The organism is Paraburkholderia sp. 2C (assembly GCF_054589215.1).
In genome coordinates, this window is the sequence record NZ_BAAILL010000071.1 from 162,651 (window position 1) to 181,176 (window position 18,526).

Sequence of the window (18,526 nt, forward strand, 5' to 3'; positions counted from 1 at the left end):
AAGTCACGAGATGGTGATAGAAGCGATCCTCGCGCTTGCATTTGCGAGGAGACAGACACTCAGGTCGACAAAATGGAAACGTCCTTTAGCGAAGATCGCACCGTGCCTATCGTCTATGTGGTTGATGACGATCCTGAGATTTGCGTTTCTCTCGATTCGCTGCTTCGCTCGGTCGGCTGGCATGTCCGGACCTTTGCCGGTACCCAGGATTTCACCGCAAAGGATTTCGAGCAAATGCCGAACTGCGTGATCATCGACATTCGTCTACGCGGCGAGAGCGGGCTGATGTTTCATCAGCGTAGCCGCGACATGCTAAAGGCTCCCATCATATTCATCACGGGTTTTGCCGATGTCGAAATGTGCAGACGTGCGATGAAAGCTGGCGCAATCGACTTTCTTGTCAAACCGTTCGCCGACCAGGAACTGATCGACGCTGTTGGTGCGGCCATTCTGGTCGACAGAACCAGACGGGACGCGCAGGACATGCATCGGGAACTCAGGGATCTGTACCGGTCGTTGACGGATCGTCAACGCCAGGTAATGGATTTCATCGTTGATGGAGCACAAAACAAGGACATTGCGCGACGCCTCGGCTTGAGCCTGATAACGGTCAAAATGCATCGCGCTTCCGTGATGCGAAAGATGAACGCAACGTCGTTAGCGGAACTCGTGCGCAAAGCAACGGAGCTCGATATGTCCGCACGTTCGGTATGAAGGAGTTGGTTGTTGGCGATGTCGAACAGATGCCTACTTCGAAGCCGTTCGCCAGCGGGAAGGCGTCAGGCCCGTAATATTCTTGAAGACAACGGCAAAGTGGCTTTGACTCTTGAAACTTAGCAGCTCGGATATTTCCAGGATGGATAAGCTGCTTTCCGCAAGCAGTTGCTGCGCACGCCCTATCTTCATTCTCAGGACAAACGCATTGGGCGTGACGCCAGTTGCCAGACGAAACTGCGTCGAGAAGTGCATGCGCGTCAAACCTGCGACATTACTCAGATCGAACAGGTAAATTTGCTCATACAAATGCGCGTCGATATACTCCATCACACGCTTTAAACGCCACCTTGCAAGCGGACCTATTCTCGATTTGGCTTTTGGAAGACGTGAATCTAATGACAGGCATCTGGCCGCAATGGCGAGGCTGACGCTCTCGAGCATTATGCTATTGGCAGCCGAATTCTCTTCGTTAATGTGCAATAACGCCTCGATCAGGTGACGGGCGCTAGCATCCTGTAAATATGTGATATTGGATAACACGATGTCGGCGCTAGCCGGTACACCGTAAATGTGCTCGTGGCATTCGGCCAGCAACGCCTGCGAAAGATAGAGCCGATATGCCTGAGCTGCTTCGGAGAACACGATGCGGGTCGGCTCCGCGGGCGGCACGAGAAGGCACGAATTAATCGGCACCTTATTCAAGGCGATCTCTTTCTTTGCGTATAGAAACCGTCCGGCGCTAATCGTCCTGTTGACGGTAATCGTATGCGTTCCATCGGCGACATCGTGCTGGAACTCAAGCGGTTGCTGCGGCTTAGCCAGGCACCATTTACTCAGCGTTGCCCGGAAGTCCTGTTCGTGCTGACGTCCTACCGGCCGCTGACGCCAGTGCAATTCGGGTGCTGCTATTGAGCTAGCTGCATAAACTGTCAACGCTACTCTCCTGCAAAAATGACTCGCGCTTACCCCCAGCGTCGCGGCTGGAGGTGATGCGTGAAATGTATACTATCGAAATAGACCGGTGTGCTTTGCAAAAATGCACTTCACGCGCGTGTCAAAGCATGACGTGACGCCTGGAGCAATCGTTCCATCTGCCTACATTCTTGCCATCGACGAGCTTCAGGAATGGCTGAGCACACCTTATCGAATATCTGGACCGCCTCGGTTCCGTGGCCCAACGAATGCCGCAGGCGTGCAAGACTGAGCGCGGCTCGCACTTGTAACGAGCCTGCGCCTTGGGTCTGCGCCGTCGAGAACGCTTTATTAAAATATTCCTTGGCGACGGACGTTTCAGCAGGCCTCGAAGCCCGCTCGCCAACAGGCGGCTTGGCAATCAACAATTCACCATGGATGCGGTAGACCTCAGCGAGATACCACGCATTCCCCGTCTCTTCGCAACGCTTTGCCACATCCTCGATCACCGTAATTGCATCATGCCGTCGGTCAGCATGCAGCAGCGACATGGCGTACTGTGCATACAACATCGGATTCAATGCACCAAACCCGAGACTATCCAGGTCCTTCAATGCAGCAAGGAATTCTCGCTGGTGTTCTGCGCTGACATCATCGAGAGACAATAGATAGGCCTCGAAAGCCCGACTGCATGCGCGGGCGATGTTAAGGCCGTTGCGAGACGAGGTTTCGTACAACATCTCGACGGCTTCTGCGGCCCTTGCGTGATCCTTCGATAACAGCGCGATCGGGATACCGGCCTCTATCAAAACATGGCAGGTTACGATCGCCTGCTCCTGCGAGCGGGCTGCGGTAACACATTGCCCGGCAATTCGAAGTGCAAGCTCCCGTTCTCCCTTCATCCATACGACCCGCGAGAAGGTCGCACTGCTGACGATGTCCTGATCAACGGATCGCCCTAGCGGCATCCAGGAACGCACACCGCGTGCTCGCGACAAAAATCGTTGCAGGGCGGCAAACGCGTGATTCTGATCGCCTGCGTAATGGGCTGAAGTGCCAATGATTCTATCGCCAAGCATCCGCCCTGACGCTGCACGCTCCGGAGCGAGATCCGTGCCTGCAAACTGCGACTCGAGCTTCGAAAAACGTTCGGCGAATGATGCCGAACCATGAATGTCTCCAGAACCGAGGGAAGCGTTCCACATGCCCCATATAGCCCGTGCCTCAAGGGCTTTATCGCCAAGCGCGATCGCTGACGTCAACACTTCCGACCAGGTCGAGAAAGTCTCCTTTTGTGGCCCATTCACATACACGAGGGCCGCGGCAAGCGCCGCCTGCACCTGTAGACGAACACGCTTAAAGCGCGACGTCCCGATGCCAGGGTCGTACCAGCTTTGCATCGCGACCAGTGATCGCCGCGCCCAGACGCAGCACTCGTTGACCAATGACAACTCGAACAGAAGCCATACAAGGCGCACCGCGAGCGATTCACCAACTGATTTGTCTCCCGCGGGAGAAAGCGCCCACGCCGAAGCCGTCCGCAGATCGTCAAGCAGATGGCGCATGTTGCGTTGCCACGTTGCTGTCCCATAGTCCTGACTGCGAGCCCATTCCGTGTCGAGCAGGGTAATCAAGTAATTTGCGTGACCGAGCCTCGCTTTGCGCCGTTCTCCGTTATGCTCGAGCTTCTCTTGAGCATACGAGCGGGTCGTCTCCAGAAGTCGGTATGCAAGATCATGTTCGCCGGTCGGCCGCACGATCAATGATTTCTCTACCAGCCCCGAGACTGCGCGAACGATGTCATATTCGTCCAGCGAATCATCGATAGCGACCGCGATGGCGGCAGGCATCGAAAATCCCGCGGAAAATATGCTCAGGCGTCGGAATGTGGTGCGCTCGACGTCGTCAAGCAGCGCGTAGCTCCAGTCAAAGGTCGCTCTGAGCGTTTGGTGCCGGGGCAGGACAGAACGGCTACCGCCGGTGAGTACGCGAAATCGATCGTCAAGTCGGTTCGCGAGAACTTCAACGCCGAGGACCGTTGCGCGTGCCGCAGCCAGTTCGATGGCAAGAGGAATGCCGTCAAGCCGGCGGCATATGGTGCGAATGAGCTCGGTGCTACGTCGGTCGACAGGAAACAGCGCATCCAGCGCCTGTGCGCGCGCAAGAAACAACTGAACCGCGCCACCCGGTAAAACATCTCCAGTAAGATCCGGTTGCTCAGACACGTGAAGCGGACCCACGCGGTAAACGTGCTCTCCTGCCGCTTTAATGGACTCACGGCTCGTTGCGATTACCCGAGCATCGCTAAATACCGTGGTTAGCGATTCTGCCAGTTCGGCTGCCACGGGAGCCACCTGCTCACAGTTGTCTATAACGAAAAGCATCCGAACGCCGCGAAGTTCTTTACCTATGCGGGCGAAAGACAGCGGTCCATCGGCCGGATTGATACCGATTGCCTTCGATGCGGCGTCCAGCACACTGTGATAATCGGTCGCAGATGCCAAAGAGATCCAGTACACGCCGTCTGTAAAGGAGGCGAGTGCTTTGTACGCGACTTCAATGGCGAGCGTCGTCTTTCCGATTCCGCCAGCGCCTGTCAGCGTTACGTGCCTGTTCGTCTCAAGTGCATTAATGATGTCGAGGGTGGCGTCATCACGGCCAATGATGTCGGATGCCCGCTCGGGTAGATTATTGGGCACATTCCGCTGACTGCTCGCCGCCGATCCGGTCGGCCGATCTGGCGATCCGCCTGCCTCGATCTGCTGCACTTCCGTGCCGGAAAGCCGATAACCACGTCCAGCTACTGTCTGGAGGAGCGCTCGACTGTCGCCGAGCAAGTAACGCAATCTCGACATCTGCACGTGCAGATTGTTTTCCTCGACGAACGTGAGAGGCCAGACCTGCCGTAGCAAGTCATTTTTAAGCACCAGATTTCCGCGTGCCTCGATCAGGACCGCAAGGATGTCGAACGCGCGACTCCCGACTTGCAGCGGGGCACCGTCCCGCAGCAACTGCCGACGTTCGAGGTCCACTTCTATGGAGCCGATCCGAATCATACGTTCGAGCCCTGGTAAATGACGCTCCTGATCCACCACGCCGCAACGATTGATTCTGCCCGGCAGCCCCGCATTCGATGACGATCTTTTGCATCCTGGCGGCCCAAAGCGAAATGGCCGTTGACGCACCGTGTTTAGTCGCTGAAAGCATGAGACGACGTCCCAGGATTCGGAGCGCCATCCGCACTGCTTTCCAGACCACTTCCTTTCACGGCTCTCCGCGTGGGGCAGAACGCGGCCTCAACCATCATATTGTTTCGTCATCGCACGTTTCTCGCTCCCGAAATTTACCGATTTTTCCTGCAATTTCACGACATTCGGCGGACAATTGGCTATCAGCACTTTCCGGCCAGCAATCTCGCCCCGGCGCAGACCGGTATCAGACCAGCATCGCGACTTACTGACTCAAAATCTCGACTCGCTAAATCCCGCTGCAGTCGCACACGAAAAGCTCGGGATTTTCAAAACCGCACGATGCCAGTCAGCGAAACGTGCATATGACAAAACGAACCACGCGTGGAGTGCTAAGGTTAAGTTCCGCTGTCCAACCATGCGGGAGACTCCACCTTGTGGCCCCTGCGGTCGATGCGGTAGATGCCTCACCGCCTTGCGTCCTCTGTTGCGGCCGTGAACGCCACGATGATCCGCTCCACTGAAGGATCAATCGTAGCGAGGGGTTAGTCCAAGCCTGATTCACGCATGTGCGGAGTCGGCGGACATGCGATGTTGAACGAAACGCACAACCACGCGCATCAGGGGATGGCTACCCGCTCCTCTACGGAGCCGTGCAATGGAGCAACAAGCGCTGAGCAGTCGCGACCAGGCTAACGACACAATCCCGGTCGTCCATCATCGATTTGCGGAAGTGGGTGAAGTAAAGCTGTTCTTTCGCGAAGCCGGCCCCAAGGACGGCCCGGTCGTGCTCTTACTGCACGGCTTTCCCACGTCTTCGCACATGTTCCGGAGACTTATTCCTGCGCTCGCGGACACGTACCGGGTTATCGCACCAGACTATCCAGGGTACGGCCAAAGCGATTCACCAGACCGCCGTGAATATGCCTACACGTTCGACAATTTCGCCAAAGCGGTCGACGGGCTGCTAGCTCAACTAGGCGCGGCCCGGTACTTCATGTATGTCATGGACTATGGCGCACCGGTCGGATGGCGTATTGCGCTGGCGCACCCGGAGCGTGTCGCCGGCTTCATTGTGCAAAACGGCAATGCGTACGATGAAGGGCTGAAGGAATTCTGGGACCCCATCAAGGCTTACTGGAACGACGGCGCAGCAAGCAGCCGCCAGGCGCTTGCTCCGTTGCTTACGCTCAAAACAACCATCTTCCAGTACACCGATGGCGTCTCCGATACGACGCGCATTTCGCCGGACAACTGGGTTCACGACCAGGCGCTATTGGATAGGCCAGGCAACAACGACATCCAGCTCGACCTGTTTTACGACTATCGAACCAATCTGCCGCTGTATCCCAAGCTCCAATCCTACTTCCGCGAACACAAGCCGCCGATGCTTATCGTGTGGGGCAAGAACGACTACATTTTCCCCGCCGACGGTGCGCATCCCTACAAACGGGACCTACCCGATGTCGAGTTCCATTTGCTAGATACCGGGCACTTTGCGCTCGAAGACAAGCTAGACGAGATGGTGCCGCTGATACGTGGCTTCTTGAAGCGCAATACTGGCTAGCGAGAAGCGGGCGCGCCGATTGTTGTACTTCGTCGACTCGCGCCCCGTGAAGCCAAACAGCGCATCAAGCCGCCGCGCTCGGGCGTGTGGAAACCCGTTCGTACCATCTCCTGACAGCGACATGAAGATCAGGGATCGGCATCGCAAACGCGCGGGTAGCGAAATCCACTGCAACCAGCGCCGTGATGTCGGCGGCCGTATAGTGCTCGCCCGCAACGAACGGGACGCTCGACAGCCGCTCCTCGAGATCGCCATAGAAATTCGCCACGCGCTGCTTGCTGCGCTCGACCAGTTCGGGAATCTGTTCGTATCCGTGCGGCCCGGAAACGGCACGGCCCTTTAGCCCCGCCGCCGCGTTGCGCACGCCTTCCATCACCGCGGCAAATCCTTCAGTCTCCGCGCGTCGCTCCCACATCGCAACGATCGCTTTTTCCTGCGCCGTGGTTCCAAACAACGGTGTCTGTGCAAAGGCATCGTCGAGATAGCGCATGATGACGGGCGTTTCGCCGATGGCCGTGCCGTCGTCGAGCACGAGAGTCGGTACGACCACACGCGGATTGACGGCGCGGTAGGCATCCGAAAACTGTTCCTTATTCCCGAGATCGACAGGAACGAGCGGAATGTCGAGTCCTTTTTCCGCAAGCAGGATGCGAACGCGGCGCGAATTGGGCGAGCCGCTGGCGTGATACAGCTTCATGATTTTTTCTCCGTTTGAGATTGAGATGCGACGTTGTGATCAGAGCTTCGATCCGCCGTCCACATGCAAGGTATCGCCGGTAATCCAGCGCGCTTCGTCGGAGGCGAGGAAGGCCACCGCCGCGCCGATGTCGTCCGGTTGCGCCATGCGCTTGAGCGCCTGAATGCCGACCGCGAAGTTTCGTCCTGCTTCAGTTTTTGCGAAGCTGGACATGTCGGTCGGCACCACACCGGGTGCGACCGCGTTGACGCGGATGCCCCGTTCGCCGAGCGCGGCGCCGAAATGTTTGACAAGCGTGTCGATGGCGCCCTTGGTGGCCGCATAGGCCGACAGCGTGCCGAGCGCCGCGTGCGCGGCCAGCGACGAAAGCAACACGATGCTGCTGCCCTTGCACATCACCGGCAGCAGCTGCTGAACGAGAAAAAACGGCGCGCGCACATTGACCGCGAACAGGTCGTCAAAAAGTTCGACGCTCGTCTCCTCAATCGTCGCCGCGCCGGAGATACCCGCATTGGCCACGAGGATGTCGAGGCGGCCGCCGACAATCGCGCGCGTCCGCTGCGCGAGGAGGTGTGGACCATCGGCAGCGCGCAGGTCGGCGGCAATCTTCTCGGATGTGCCTCCCGCTTGCCGTATCTCCGCGACGACGGCGTCGGCCTCCTGCGCGCCGCGGCCATAGTGCACCAGCACCTGGGCGCCTGCCTTCGCCAGCGCAAGCGCGCTGGCGCGGCCGATGCCGCGCGACGCGCCGGTTACCAGCGCGGTCTTGCCCGATAACGGGTTCATGATTCGATACTCCTGGTGTCAGACGGTAGGGGAAGAAGGAACACGCGGATCAGCCAGCGGTCTTGCCGCCGTCGACCGAGACGATCTGCCCGGTGACGAATGCCGCACCGTCGGATGCCAGGTAGAGCACCGCCGCGGCGATGTCCGCCGGGTTGCCGATCCGCGCAAGCGGCACGCTGCCTGCCAGCACCGCCTTCCTCTCCGGAGTGCCGGTAAAGCGGTCGAGCATGCCGGTGTCGGTCGGTCCCGGCGCGACCGCATTGACACGCACGCCCGTGCTGGCCACCTCGAGCGCCGTCGATTTGGTGAACCCTTCGACGGCGTGCTTGCTGCCCGCGTAAATCGCGGCATAGGCCGCACCTTCATGCCCGTAGGTCGACGAAATATTGATGACGCTGCCGGAACGTTGGCCCGTCATGACGCGCAGTTCGTGCTTGAGGCTTAACAGCACGCCGAGCACGTTGGTATCGAAGGTACCGGCATAGGTGTCCGCGGACACCTCGGTGACGGGCCCGGGCGTGCCTTCCGTGCCGGCATTGTTCACTGCGACGTCCAGCCTGCCGAAGCGGGAAACGGCCTGATCGACGAGACCGCGGACGTCCTCGTCGCGGCGCACGTCGGCCTGCACGAAGAAGGCTTCAGCGCCCAGTTCACGCAATTCAGCCTCGAGGGCGGCGCCTTCGGCAGGCCGGCGGCCCGAGACGACGAGCCGTGCTCCGGCACGAGCAAAAGCGATAGCGGTGGCACGGCCGATGCCGGTCAATGCGCCGGTGATGAGGACGACGGGGCGGTTCGGGCGGTTCATGAGAAACTCCTGTAAGGTATCGCTGCGACGCATGAGGTGTTTTCGTTCGCGGCGAGGAAAGTGGCTACAGGAGTTAATCTAGGCACTTCCTGCGTCGATGAAAAAGACTTTGAAAGCTGGGTGGCATGCCTGACAGGCATGGGGCGAGGAACCATGGAACTGCGTCATCTGCGGTATTTCATTGCGGTCGCCGAAACGGGCAGCCTCACGGAGGCGGCGGAGAAACGGCTGCACACTTCGCAACCGTCGTTAAGCCGGCAAATTCGCGACCTCGAAGATCAGGTCGGCGTGGAACTGCTGCTGCGCAGTGCGCGCGGCGTCGAACTGACCGATGCGGGCAAGGCCTTTATCGATCATGCGCGGCTCGCGATGGCTCAGGTGGAGGCAGCCGTGGAGGCGGCACGGCGTGCGGCGCAGCCGGCCAAGTCGCGCTTTGCGCTGGGCTTTCTGACCGGTCAGGAAATGACCTGGCTGACCGACGCCATGCACCTGTTGCGCGAGGAGTTGCCCAACATCGAGGTCACCGTATCGAGCGACTATTCGACGGAACTGGCCGCCGCATTGGCGCACGGCAAGCTTGACGTGGCGTTCATGCGAGCCGAGCCCGGATACGGCCTCGAATACAAAGTGGTCACTCGCGAACCGCTCGTCGTGCTGATGCCGAGCGATCATCCATTGACCGCGCACAAGACCGTGCGCCCGGAGGCGCTCCGGCATGAGCCGTTCATCGCGATGGCCGACAAGGCCAAGGTGCTCAGACAGGTGATCGACGCCTGGCTGGCGAAGTCGGGCGTCGAAGTGGATATCGCGCAAAGCGTCGACAATCCGGCGATGGTGATGTCGCTGATTGCTTCGATGCGCGCCGTCACGCTGATACCGGCCTATGTGCAAAACCTGATGCCGTGGTCGGTCGTGAGCCGGCCGCTCGAAGGGGATGTCCCGAGCATCGAACTGGTCGTGGGTTATAGCCCGCGCAATACGGCGCCGATTGTCAGTTTGTTTCTGTCGCGCGTGGACGAGTTGATTTCGAGGATCGTGAAGCGTTCCGCGTGACGCCGAAGCGCAGTCCGGCCAGTCTTATCGCCCGCCAGTGCCGCAAACCCGGAACGCCCGGTAGCCATGCACCGACGATCAGCCCAGAACGGGCAATCACCCTGCGTTCGATGGCCGTCCGTCGCCACAGCTATCCAACGCACGGTAGTAACGTCGCGGCGAGCCCCTATGTGCTCATATGAATCGCTGGACGGGTGATAAGACACCTGACCTGACGCGCGGTCCGCCATTGGCACATGGAAATGCCCGTCATGTCACTCATACCGAGGTATCTGCTCGAAGCCGATTGCGAAATGTCTCGTCGTTTCAGTCAACCGATATCGAAGGCAACGTGAGTTGGAAGATCGCGCCGTAGCCAGGACGAGTCAATGCCACGAGAGCGCCCTGATGAGCCTCGGCGATGGCGCGAGAAATTGCCAGTCCCATTCCCATCCCGCTTGCCCTGGTGGTTGTGAAGGCTTCGAATACTCTCTCCAATATCGCCTCGCTGACCCCAGGGCCTGTATCTTCCACATTAACAAAGACAGTATTCTCCCGGGTCGAAGTGCTCACAGTCAGTTTTCTGTCGCGCCCGACCACGTCACTCATGGCCTCGCTCGCATTCACCACCAGATTCAAGATTATCTGTTGGATCTGCGTTCGATCGCCTTTGACAAATCGCTGCCCTTTAATCTGTGCGTCGCCAACACTAACGCCGTTGGCGTCCAACTGTGCCTTCATGAATGAGAGCACTTCCCGGATCGCGTCATTGATATCAAAGGCAGCGCGTTCGGGTCCCACGTTTTTGAGCAGGGCGCGAAGCCCCCTGATGACGTCCCGTGTCCGGACGCTGTCGCTGACAATCTGGCGTAGCATCACGCGAGCCTCATCGACTTCGGGTGTAGCGCGGTCAAGCCAACGTAGCGCCGCACCCGCAGATGCGCCGATAGCAGTTATCGGCTGACTGGTTTCATGAACGATCGCCGCCAGCAATTCTCCCGTCGCGGCCAGCTTGGCGGAACGCGCCAATTCAGCGTGAGCATCGCGCAATGCTTCTTCAGCGAGCTTTCGCTCGGTCAGGTCTATCGTTGTACCGATGTATTCTTCGACATTTCCATTTTTACTCTTCCGCGGGTAGCCCACGCCATGCAGGAATCTGGTTGATCCATCCGGAAGTGAAGCACGAAAATGCAAAGTAAATCGATGTTGCGCACGCACGGCTGAGGCAAGACTTTGCTTAACGTAACGTCGGTCCTCGGAATGGATACGAGACAGGAAGAAGTTGCATGTTGGCGTGAAGGAACTATTCGGCGTTGCACCAAAAATCCGGCAATGCTCGTCCGACCATGTGAGCCTTCCATTTGCGAGATCCCAGCTCCAACTGCCGGTGTGACTCAAACGCTGTCCTTCAGCAAGAAACGCCTCGCTGCGCTGCAGGTCCTCGTACAGGTATGCGTTCTCGAGAGAGATCGCCGCCTGCGATACAAGAAACCCAAGTATGGACACCCGATTCTCTGTAAACGCACCCGCTGTCAGGTTGCTCTCAAGATATAAAACACCCGATAAATTTTCCTGCTTTGCAATCGGCATGCATAGTGCCGATTTCAGTTTCGATCGCTTGACGTAAGGATCTTCACCGAATACAGGGTGCGTGTACGCCATATCAAGAACGAGCGCGCGTCTTGTCCGGATAACGCTGTGAACCACCGTCAAGGGAATTTCAGAATCCTGGCTGGGCGCCTGGCAAAGTGCTACCTCGACCATTCCGTTTTGGACGATCGCATCTGCGGCAATGCGTATCTCGCCGTCGCGCAGAAGGATCAGAACGCCGCGCTGGGCTTGACCGTGCTCAAGCGTCATTCGCAGGAAAGCATGAATGAGCAATTCGAGAACGATCTCTCCAGAAATGGCCAACGAGGCCTTAAGCATGGCATCTAACTCAGAAGATCCTATCGATGCGCCAAATTCGCCATGCGGCGCGACTGACCCGGATTCTTCGCGGATCCAAGGTTGCCGTTGCTCGAGTAGCTTCGTCGTGGCACTTTCTCGACGGCGCACGAACATCTCACACTCCTTCCGGTAGATGGCGGGGTTGATACTTCAGCAATCTTCCAGATCGCTTCGATCACCCGACAATAGCTGGCGCAGCCGCCGCCGGCCGCGCGACAGGCGCGACATCACCGTGCCAACGGGGATTTCCAGGTGTGCCGCGACGCCTTCGTAAGTCATGCATTCGATACCGATCATCAGGATCACGTCGCGCTGATCGCCCGGAAGATGCTGTAGCGCATGGCGCAGGTCGTACAGTTCAGCCCAGCGCGACTCGGCGCTGCCGAGCGCGGTCGAGTCGCTATACGACATGTCGTCGAGCGAACTGCATGGTAAGCGGCCAGCGCGCCGCACTTCACTGAGAAACACGTTGTGCATGATGGCGAGAAGCCACTTGCGTAAATCCGTGCCGGGCGTGAACGAATGCGCGTAGCGCAGTGCGCGCTCGGCGGTATCCTGGACTAGATCGTCGGCCCGCACGCGGCAGCGGATCAGCCTGAGCGCGTAGCGCCGCAAATCAGGCAAGTGTGAGGGCAGATCATGAATGGTGCAGCCGACGGGGAATGGAACGTGACTCGACATTGCAATTCGCTTCGTTCGTGGTTCGAATGCTTCATCGGCGCGCGGCAGCGGCGCGGCACCCCGAGGCACGTGCATCGGCGGAACGGCCATCCGACCTTGACGGAGGGAGCATATGCATTTTCGCGAGTTCTACCCATTCTCCCTGCGGATGCGTGGTTATTCAACGAAAGTCCTGGCTACTCATACCTTGGTATTGGTTGCAGGTCGACCGTAATAAAGCGTGCAGAGTCGACGTCTGCCACGGCGTGCTGCAAATGCAGTCGTCTGCGCGCGTCGTCGAGGAGCCAACTGCTTGCTTTGCCTTCCATGCCATGTCCAGTCCCGCTACCTATCCCCGCTCATGCGGAAAGATCATCCTCAAACCGATACCAAGGTATTAAGACCGCGCCCTTATGGAGAACGGCTCCGCATCCGCACGAAGAATGGGTAGCGCTCGCCCAAACCCGTACGCTCACGTTGTCGGGAACGACAGCACACGCTATTGGCAGTGCCGATACGGACGAATACGGGCCCCTTCCCGCAGGACATCGTCGCAGACACGATGAATTCTCCTGCGATAAGCGATGCGAACAGCGATGCCGGCGTCAGGCGAGAGATCAACGAACACAAGCGGCACGGTCGACGATACCCGTCGCCCCTTCCCTACCTGCGAAGAGGCGCGAAAACACGGCTCCGCTGCCGCGACCAGACGGACGGCTTCGGGACACCGTCGAGCGCGCACTGCGTCACGCAAATTCGCACACGAGTGGAAGAGAGCTGCGTAAATGGCGTTTACCATCATGCACGACGCGTTTATCGACAAGGTGCGGCACACGAGCGGCGCATGTTTGAGGTCGGTCGACGACGAAGACTCTGCATCGCGAACCATCCGATGTGGCAACCGAATTGCATTTCTCTCCGGAATGAGGGATCTGCAATGTGCGCTGCGGCTTCGTCCGGCCTACCCCTGTGACGTCGTGCTGATAATAGGCGTCGACTGCATGGCGCGTGAAGATGTCGTGCCGCTGTTGCCGACCAGAAAGCGAGTGTCGCCGCCGCGAAGATCGCGACAGAAGCTACATGATGCGTAGAGGTAAAATGCTATGAAAGATCAGGACTTCGAACAAGATCCGCCAGTCGTCTACGTTGTCGACGACGACTGCGCCTTGCGCAAAGCACTTGGCAGTCTGTTCCGGTCGGTGGGCTTGCAGGTGAAGACATTTGCCACGCCGGAGGAGTTTGTCCGTTTCGACCGAATTGATGCATGCAGTTGCCTCGTGCTCGATGTGCGCTTCCAGGGGCAAAGCGGCTTGAACCTGCAGCGCGAGGTGAAGAGGACGGCAAGCCCCATTCCCATCGTATTCATGACAGGCCACGGCGACGTCGAGATGACCGTCAAGGCGATGAAGGCCGGGGCGATCGATTTTCTCGCGAAGCCGTTTCGCGATCAGGATATGCTCGATGCGGTCGCACATGCGATCGAACTCGACCGTGCACGGCGACGTGCCGAACGTAACCTGAAGCACCTGCGCGAGCGATACGAATCGCTCACGCCACGTGAACGCGAAGTGCTGTCGTATGTGGTCGCCGGACTGATGAACAAACAGATTGCAAAGGAGCTGGGCATTAGCGAAGTCACTGTGAAGATTCATCGCAAGCATGCGATGGACAAGATGGCCGCACGCTCGGCCGTCGACCTCGTGCGCAAGGCTCAGGCACTCAACCTGCCGATGCCATCGGATCGGTCGAAGCTCCGGTAGGCTTCGCCTCGGCGTGCGGCGCATCACGCCACTCTGTCGTGATCGGCCCCACGGGCAAGCCACTTTTCCACACTACGCTGAAATCATGTGGAAAGGAATTCATAAACTCAACGAAGACATCCGAATTTTTTTGCATGCGGTAACGATGCGCAGGGAATAGTCGATGATCCGATCCGGTTTGTGATGGCGGAAGTCACCCCTCTGCTAAAAGGAGCAGTTTTCGATGAGCCACGATCAAGACAAAGACAACTCCCCCAACAGCCGCCGCTCGTTTCTCAACGCTGCGGGCCGCCTGACGATAGCGGGCGTAGCCGCACCAGCGATCATGCCGGCGTCTGCCTACGCAGCATCGGCGCATTCCGGTTCAACGCCAGCGCCCGCCGACGAATACGTCGAAGCGACAGCTCAACGCTCGCTTGACGCACTGGAAAGCGCGTACGGCGTGCACAAAGGGCAGCGCCGCAACCACACCAAAGGTATCGGCGCACGCGGCTCGTTCGTCGGCAATCCGGCAGCGCGCGGGTACTCGCGCTCCCTGCTGTTTTCCGGTGAAACGATTGAAGTCGTTGCGCGCTTCTCGCTAGCCGGCGCCGATCCCGACGCTTCGGACGCAGAGCGCAGTGCACGCGGCATCGGTTTGCAATTCCGCCTGCCCGACGGCAGTTTGCAGCACATGACAATGCTGCATACGCCAATCTTTTTTGCGACGATGCCGAAGACGTTCATCGACAAATTCTTCGCGCTGACACCCGACCCTGCAACCGGCAAGCCGGACCCGGCGCGCTTCGACGCATTCCTGAAGAGCCACCACGACAACGATGCGCAGGCACACTACCTCGGTACGGTGAATCCCCCGGTCAGCTACGCAAATTGTCCATTTTTCGGCATTCACACGTTCAAGTTCGTCGGCAACGACGGCAAGGCAACGATGGTCCGCTGGCGCTTCGTGCCGCGCGATGGCGAAAAGAATCTGACCGACGAACAGGTCGCGAAGGCGCCGAAGGACTTCCTGCACGCGGCGTTGATGGAGCGCGTCAAGCGCGGGCCGGTGCAGTGGGACATGATCGTGTCGGTCGGCGAACCCGGTGATCCGATAATCAACCCGACCGTGCTATGGCCGGCAAATCGCAAGGAGTTCAATGCCGGCACCCTGACGTTGACCGAAGCGATGCCGCAGGAACAGGCGCCGAGCTACGGCATTAACTTCGATCCGCTCGTAATGGCCGATGGCATCGAACCGAGTGACGATCCGATTTTGCTATTCCGCTCTCCGTCATATGGATTGTCATACGCGCGACGTCTGCGCGATCTGTAAACAAAGCCGGCCATGGGACGCCAGGCATTGAGATGCAATTGGCGTCCGCGGTTCGGCCATCCCGCTCCTTCCGATGCTGCCGAGAACGACACGGGGGGTTTTCCATGCCACGTCTCAATGCTGTGTAGCGCTACCTCACGCCTGAGCGATCATGCGACGCATCGAATTCCGCCGCGAGTCGCTTGACCTTCTCGACCACGTCTTCCGATTGAATCTCCGACACCGGCTCGAGCAGCGCGATGACATTGAAGAGCCGCTCGTGTATCTCCGCATCCAGATACGCAGCACGGTGGATCGCGACGTTATATTGCGACGCCTCCTCCAGATTTTCGGGCCGCGCGCCGCGCGTATCGGGGTATGCAAGATCGGGCATGGCCGACAGCACCCAGATGTTATCGACCGTGTCGCACGGCGGTTGATGATTTTCGTCGAATTCGACCAGCGCCGTTGAATAGGTGAAGTCGACGCCGATCGTCGTTTCTTCCGGTGCGGCGCGTCCGGTCGCACGCAGCAAGGCGAGCGTCAGTTCGCCGCGGCTCGAGGCGTCGATCACAAGATCCGCCTCATAGGTCTCGGTTGCGCCATCGCGTGTTTCGCATCGGATCGCAGCGACCGCATTGCCATCCGGCGTCGGCACGATCTCGGTCACGCGGCGCCCGTCGTAGATCGCGATGTCGCTTTCGCGTTCGACGTGGCGCCGCAAAATCCCTTCGATCAACGGGCGCGACGCTTTCAGCAGCGCGATGCCAAGCGAGCGCGCCGGCAGTGGTCCCTGCCCCGGAAATTCGTAGACGACACCCAATCCGAAATCATCGACTTTCGCACCCGCCGCTTGCATCGCCGCCGTGTAGCCGGGAAAAAGATCATTCAGCGCTTCGAGGCCGGCCGGCAGCAATTGATGCGGATGCCGGTCTTGTGGCACGCCTGGACGCGACGCTATCGCGTGAGGCAGGGCGTCACGCTCAAGCACAATGATCTTGTCGAAACTGCCGACGAGTGCCCGCGCGGCGGTCAGCCCCCATTCCCGCGCCGATCACCACCGCTTGCTTGCCGATATGCATGACGTTTCTCCGAATGTCCTTCGATTAGCCAGTCTGTTTATCCACAGAATGGCGTTCGAAAAGTCATGCCTCTCGTGACCTACGAAACTGCGGCGCCGGCAACGAACGCGCGGATTGGTACGCTAGGTCCAAATTTCCGGGCGGCACGCCGTGTAGCCGGGCACTCGCGACAGCCCGGCACCTGCCGACATTCTTCGATCAGGCGCGACGACTGCTTTGCGACGGCAAGTGGTCGCCAACATCTATTGTTTCCACGAGATAAAGAAATGAAAATTCGTTGAACAGATGGAATCAGATGCGCGTCGGGTGTTCGGCTGTGCAAACACGTAGCAGACTGAATTATTCCATTCTGCTCGGTAAAGGGCCCTTTTCCAGATGCCGTGTCGATTCAATCTCAAGAGCGTTCATATAATCGATCAAGGAATGAAAAGAGCAGCGCCAGACGTCCATTGCAGTAGGCGTAGAACTACCGTATTTTCATTGCTGGAGATTGGCCGTGACCCCTTGTATCGAGCATGAAGCCACGGTTCGTCTCCGCACTAAAGCAGGTATGGTGAGCAAACCCCGACTCGTCGTCATCGGTAACGGCATGGCCGGCATCCGCACGCTCGAAGAACTGTTGACGATCGCGCCCGATCAATACGACATCACGGTCTTCGGCGCCGAACCGCACCCGAACTACAACCGTATCCTGCTTTCGCCGGTACTCGCGGGCGAGCAGACCTTCAGCGACATCGTGCTCAATCCGCTCGAGTGGTACGGGCAGAACGGCATTCGCCTGCACCTGGGCAAGACCGTCGGGAAGATCGACCGCGTGCGCCGCAAGGTGATCGCCACCGATGGCACCGAAGCGCCGTACGAGCGCCTGCTGATCGCGACCGGCTCGACGCCGTTCATCCTGCCGGTGCCCGGCAATACGCTCAAGGGCGTGATCAGCTATCGCGACATCTACGATACGCAGACGATGATCGACACGGCCGCGGTGAAACGTCACGCGGTCGTGATCGGCGGCGGCCTGCTCGGGCTCGAGGCCGCGAACGGCCTGAAGCTGCGCGGCATGGACGTGACCGTCGTGCACCTTGCCGATACGCTGCTCGAGCGGCAGCTCGATGCGACCGCGGGCCGGCTGCTGCAACGCTCGCTCGAAGCACGCGGGCTCAAATTCCTGCTCAATACAGCGACTGCGGAATTTGCCGGCAAGGCGGCGGGGGAAGTATCGGCTGTGATCTTTAGCAACGGCGACGCGATTCCCGCGGACCTCGTCGTGATGGCCGCGGGCATCCGGCCGAACACAGCGCTCGCCGAAGCCGCCGGATTGCACTGCAATCGCGGCATCGTTGTCGGCGATGCGTTGCAGACCTCAGATCCGCACATCTACGCGGTCGGCGAATGCGCGAGCCATCGCGGTGTCGCCTATGGCCTTGTTGCACCCGTTTATGAGCAGGCGCGTGTGGCCGCGAGTCATCTTGCGTGCAGAGACACCGGTAAGTATACGGGCTCGGTGCTGTCGACAAAGCTGAAAGTAACCGGCATCGACCTGTTCTCCGCGGGCGACTTCATGGGCAGCGAAGGCACCGAGGAAATCGTGCTGTCGGACCCCGCGGGCGGGGTCTACAAGAAGCTCGTGATCAGGGACGACCAGCTGGTGGGCGCCTGCCTGTACGGCGACACCGCCGACGGCGCCTGGTACTTCAAGCTGCTGCGCGAAGGCCGCAAGCTCGGCGAACTGCGCGATCACATCATGTTCGGCGAATCGAGCGTCGGCGACGCGGGCGTGCAGGGGCAAAGCCGCGCGGCCGCAATGGCCGACAGCGACGAAGTATGCGGCTGCAACGGCGTATGCAAGGGCACGATCGTCAGGGCGATCACCGAAAAGGGCCTGTTTAAGCTCGACGACGTGAAGAAGCACACCAAGGCGTCGAGCTCGTGCGGCTCGTGCACGGGGCTCGTCGAACAGATCCTGATGAGCACGGTCGGCGTGAACTTCCAGGAGCCGCCGAAGACGAAGGCCGTGTGCGGCTGCACGGACCACAATCACGGCGAAGTGCGCAAGGCGATCCGCGAGCACCATCTGCT

14 protein-coding genes are annotated in these 18,526 nt (G+C 59.2%); 6 read left to right on the forward strand and 8 right to left on the reverse strand.

The features are described from left to right. Positions 1-72 precede the first annotated feature (72 nt). On the forward strand, positions 73-714 hold the full coding sequence (locus ACYPXD_RS33045) for a response regulator transcription factor (protein ID WP_459722362.1): 642 nt from the start codon (positions 73-75) through the stop codon (positions 712-714). A gap of 33 nt (positions 715-747) precedes the next feature. On the opposite strand, the gene ACYPXD_RS33050 is transcribed toward ACYPXD_RS33045, so the two are convergent. Both ACYPXD_RS33050 and ACYPXD_RS33055 read right to left on the reverse strand, forming a co-directional pair. After that, a complete protein-coding gene (locus ACYPXD_RS33050) occupies positions 748-1,650 on the reverse strand; it encodes a helix-turn-helix domain-containing protein (RefSeq protein WP_459722365.1) in 903 nt (300 codons plus the stop codon). 110 nt (positions 1,651-1,760) lie between these two features. Then, positions 1,761-4,685 (reverse strand): ATP-binding protein, encoded by a 2,925-nt coding sequence (locus ACYPXD_RS33055; protein WP_459722368.1) that lies wholly within the window; start codon positions 4,683-4,685, stop codon positions 1,761-1,763. A 790-nt stretch (positions 4,686-5,475) separates the two neighbouring features. On the opposite strand from ACYPXD_RS33055, the gene ACYPXD_RS33060 reads away from it, so the two are divergent. Beyond that, positions 5,476-6,384 carry an alpha/beta fold hydrolase gene (locus ACYPXD_RS33060; RefSeq protein WP_459722371.1) on the forward strand — a complete coding sequence of 303 codons (909 nt, stop codon included), beginning with the start codon at positions 5,476-5,478 and terminating at the stop codon, positions 6,382-6,384. A 64-nt stretch (positions 6,385-6,448) separates the two neighbouring features. Here the strand turns inward: ACYPXD_RS33060 and ACYPXD_RS33065 are convergent, their stop codons facing one another. Genes ACYPXD_RS33065 through ACYPXD_RS33075 form a run of 3 tightly spaced genes read right to left on the reverse strand, consistent with a single transcriptional unit; the run spans position 6,449 to position 8,672 of the window. Further along, positions 6,449-7,081 carry a glutathione S-transferase family protein gene (locus ACYPXD_RS33065; RefSeq protein WP_459722375.1) on the reverse strand — a complete coding sequence of 211 codons (633 nt, stop codon included), beginning with the start codon at positions 7,079-7,081 and terminating at the stop codon, positions 6,449-6,451. Positions 7,082-7,120: 39 nt separating this feature from the next. Next, entirely contained in the window at positions 7,121-7,867 is a 747-nt protein-coding gene (locus ACYPXD_RS33070) for an SDR family NAD(P)-dependent oxidoreductase (RefSeq protein WP_459722378.1), read from the reverse strand. Positions 7,868-7,916: 49 nt separating this feature from the next. Beyond that, the gene (locus ACYPXD_RS33075; RefSeq protein ID WP_459722383.1) at positions 7,917-8,672 is read right to left on the reverse strand and encodes an SDR family NAD(P)-dependent oxidoreductase; all 756 of its coding nucleotides are present in this window, start codon (positions 8,670-8,672) and stop codon (positions 7,917-7,919) included. Between the two features lie 153 nt (positions 8,673-8,825). On the opposite strand from ACYPXD_RS33075, the gene ACYPXD_RS33080 reads away from it, so the two are divergent. Next, positions 8,826-9,725, forward strand: coding sequence for a LysR family transcriptional regulator (locus ACYPXD_RS33080; protein WP_459722386.1), 900 nt, complete (start codon positions 8,826-8,828; stop codon positions 9,723-9,725). A gap of 306 nt (positions 9,726-10,031) precedes the next feature. Here the strand turns inward: ACYPXD_RS33080 and ACYPXD_RS33085 are convergent, their stop codons facing one another. Further along, complete coding sequence (locus tag ACYPXD_RS33085) at positions 10,032-11,768, reverse strand: sensor histidine kinase (RefSeq protein WP_459722390.1); 1,737 nt, start codon at positions 11,766-11,768, stop codon at positions 10,032-10,034. A 36-nt stretch (positions 11,769-11,804) separates the two neighbouring features. Further along, positions 11,805-12,335, reverse strand: coding sequence for an RNA polymerase sigma factor (locus ACYPXD_RS33090; protein WP_459722393.1), 531 nt, complete (start codon positions 12,333-12,335; stop codon positions 11,805-11,807). A 1,082-nt stretch (positions 12,336-13,417) separates the two neighbouring features. Here ACYPXD_RS33090 and ACYPXD_RS33095 point away from each other — a divergent pair. Beyond that, complete coding sequence (locus tag ACYPXD_RS33095; RefSeq protein WP_459722396.1) at positions 13,418-14,074, forward strand: response regulator transcription factor; 657 nt, start codon at positions 13,418-13,420, stop codon at positions 14,072-14,074. 223 nt (positions 14,075-14,297) lie between these two features. Continuing rightward, positions 14,298-15,389 (forward strand): catalase family peroxidase, encoded by a 1,092-nt coding sequence (locus ACYPXD_RS33100; protein WP_459722399.1) that lies wholly within the window; start codon positions 14,298-14,300, stop codon positions 15,387-15,389. A 130-nt stretch (positions 15,390-15,519) separates the two neighbouring features. On the opposite strand, the gene ACYPXD_RS33105 is transcribed toward ACYPXD_RS33100, so the two are convergent. Then, positions 15,520-16,311 carry a hypothetical protein gene (locus tag ACYPXD_RS33105; RefSeq protein WP_459722402.1) on the reverse strand — a complete coding sequence of 264 codons (792 nt, stop codon included), beginning with the start codon at positions 16,309-16,311 and terminating at the stop codon, positions 15,520-15,522. Between the two features lie 692 nt (positions 16,312-17,003). Between ACYPXD_RS33105 and ACYPXD_RS33110 the strand changes: the two genes are divergently transcribed. Next, positions 17,004-18,526, forward strand: a 1,523-nt coding sequence (locus tag ACYPXD_RS33110; RefSeq protein ID WP_459722405.1) for an FAD-dependent oxidoreductase, incomplete at its 3' end; no start/stop codon positions are given.

Coding starts and splice junctions, on each gene's coding strand:
- ACYPXD_RS33060 (WP_459722371.1), top strand. CDS start 5,476: ATGGAGCAACAAGCGCTGAGCAGTCGCGACCAGGCTAACGACACAATC.
- ACYPXD_RS33045 (WP_459722362.1), top strand. CDS start 73: ATGGAAACGTCCTTTAGCGAAGATCGCACCGTGCCTATCGTCTATGTG.
- ACYPXD_RS33100 (WP_459722399.1), top strand. CDS start 14,298: ATGAGCCACGATCAAGACAAAGACAACTCCCCCAACAGCCGCCGCTCG.
- ACYPXD_RS33075 (WP_459722383.1), bottom strand. CDS start 8,672: ATGAACCGCCCGAACCGCCCCGTCGTCCTCATCACCGGCGCATTGACC.
- ACYPXD_RS33095 (WP_459722396.1), top strand. CDS start 13,418: ATGAAAGATCAGGACTTCGAACAAGATCCGCCAGTCGTCTACGTTGTC.
- ACYPXD_RS33070 (WP_459722378.1), bottom strand. CDS start 7,867: ATGAACCCGTTATCGGGCAAGACCGCGCTGGTAACCGGCGCGTCGCGC.
- ACYPXD_RS33090 (WP_459722393.1), bottom strand. CDS start 12,335: ATGTCGAGTCACGTTCCATTCCCCGTCGGCTGCACCATTCATGATCTG.
- ACYPXD_RS33080 (WP_459722386.1), top strand. CDS start 8,826: ATGGAACTGCGTCATCTGCGGTATTTCATTGCGGTCGCCGAAACGGGC.
- ACYPXD_RS33055 (WP_459722368.1), bottom strand. CDS start 4,685: ATGATTCGGATCGGCTCCATAGAAGTGGACCTCGAACGTCGGCAGTTG.
- ACYPXD_RS33065 (WP_459722375.1), bottom strand. CDS start 7,081: ATGAAGCTGTATCACGCCAGCGGCTCGCCCAATTCGCGCCGCGTTCGC.
- ACYPXD_RS33085 (WP_459722390.1), bottom strand. CDS start 11,768: ATGTTCGTGCGCCGTCGAGAAAGTGCCACGACGAAGCTACTCGAGCAA.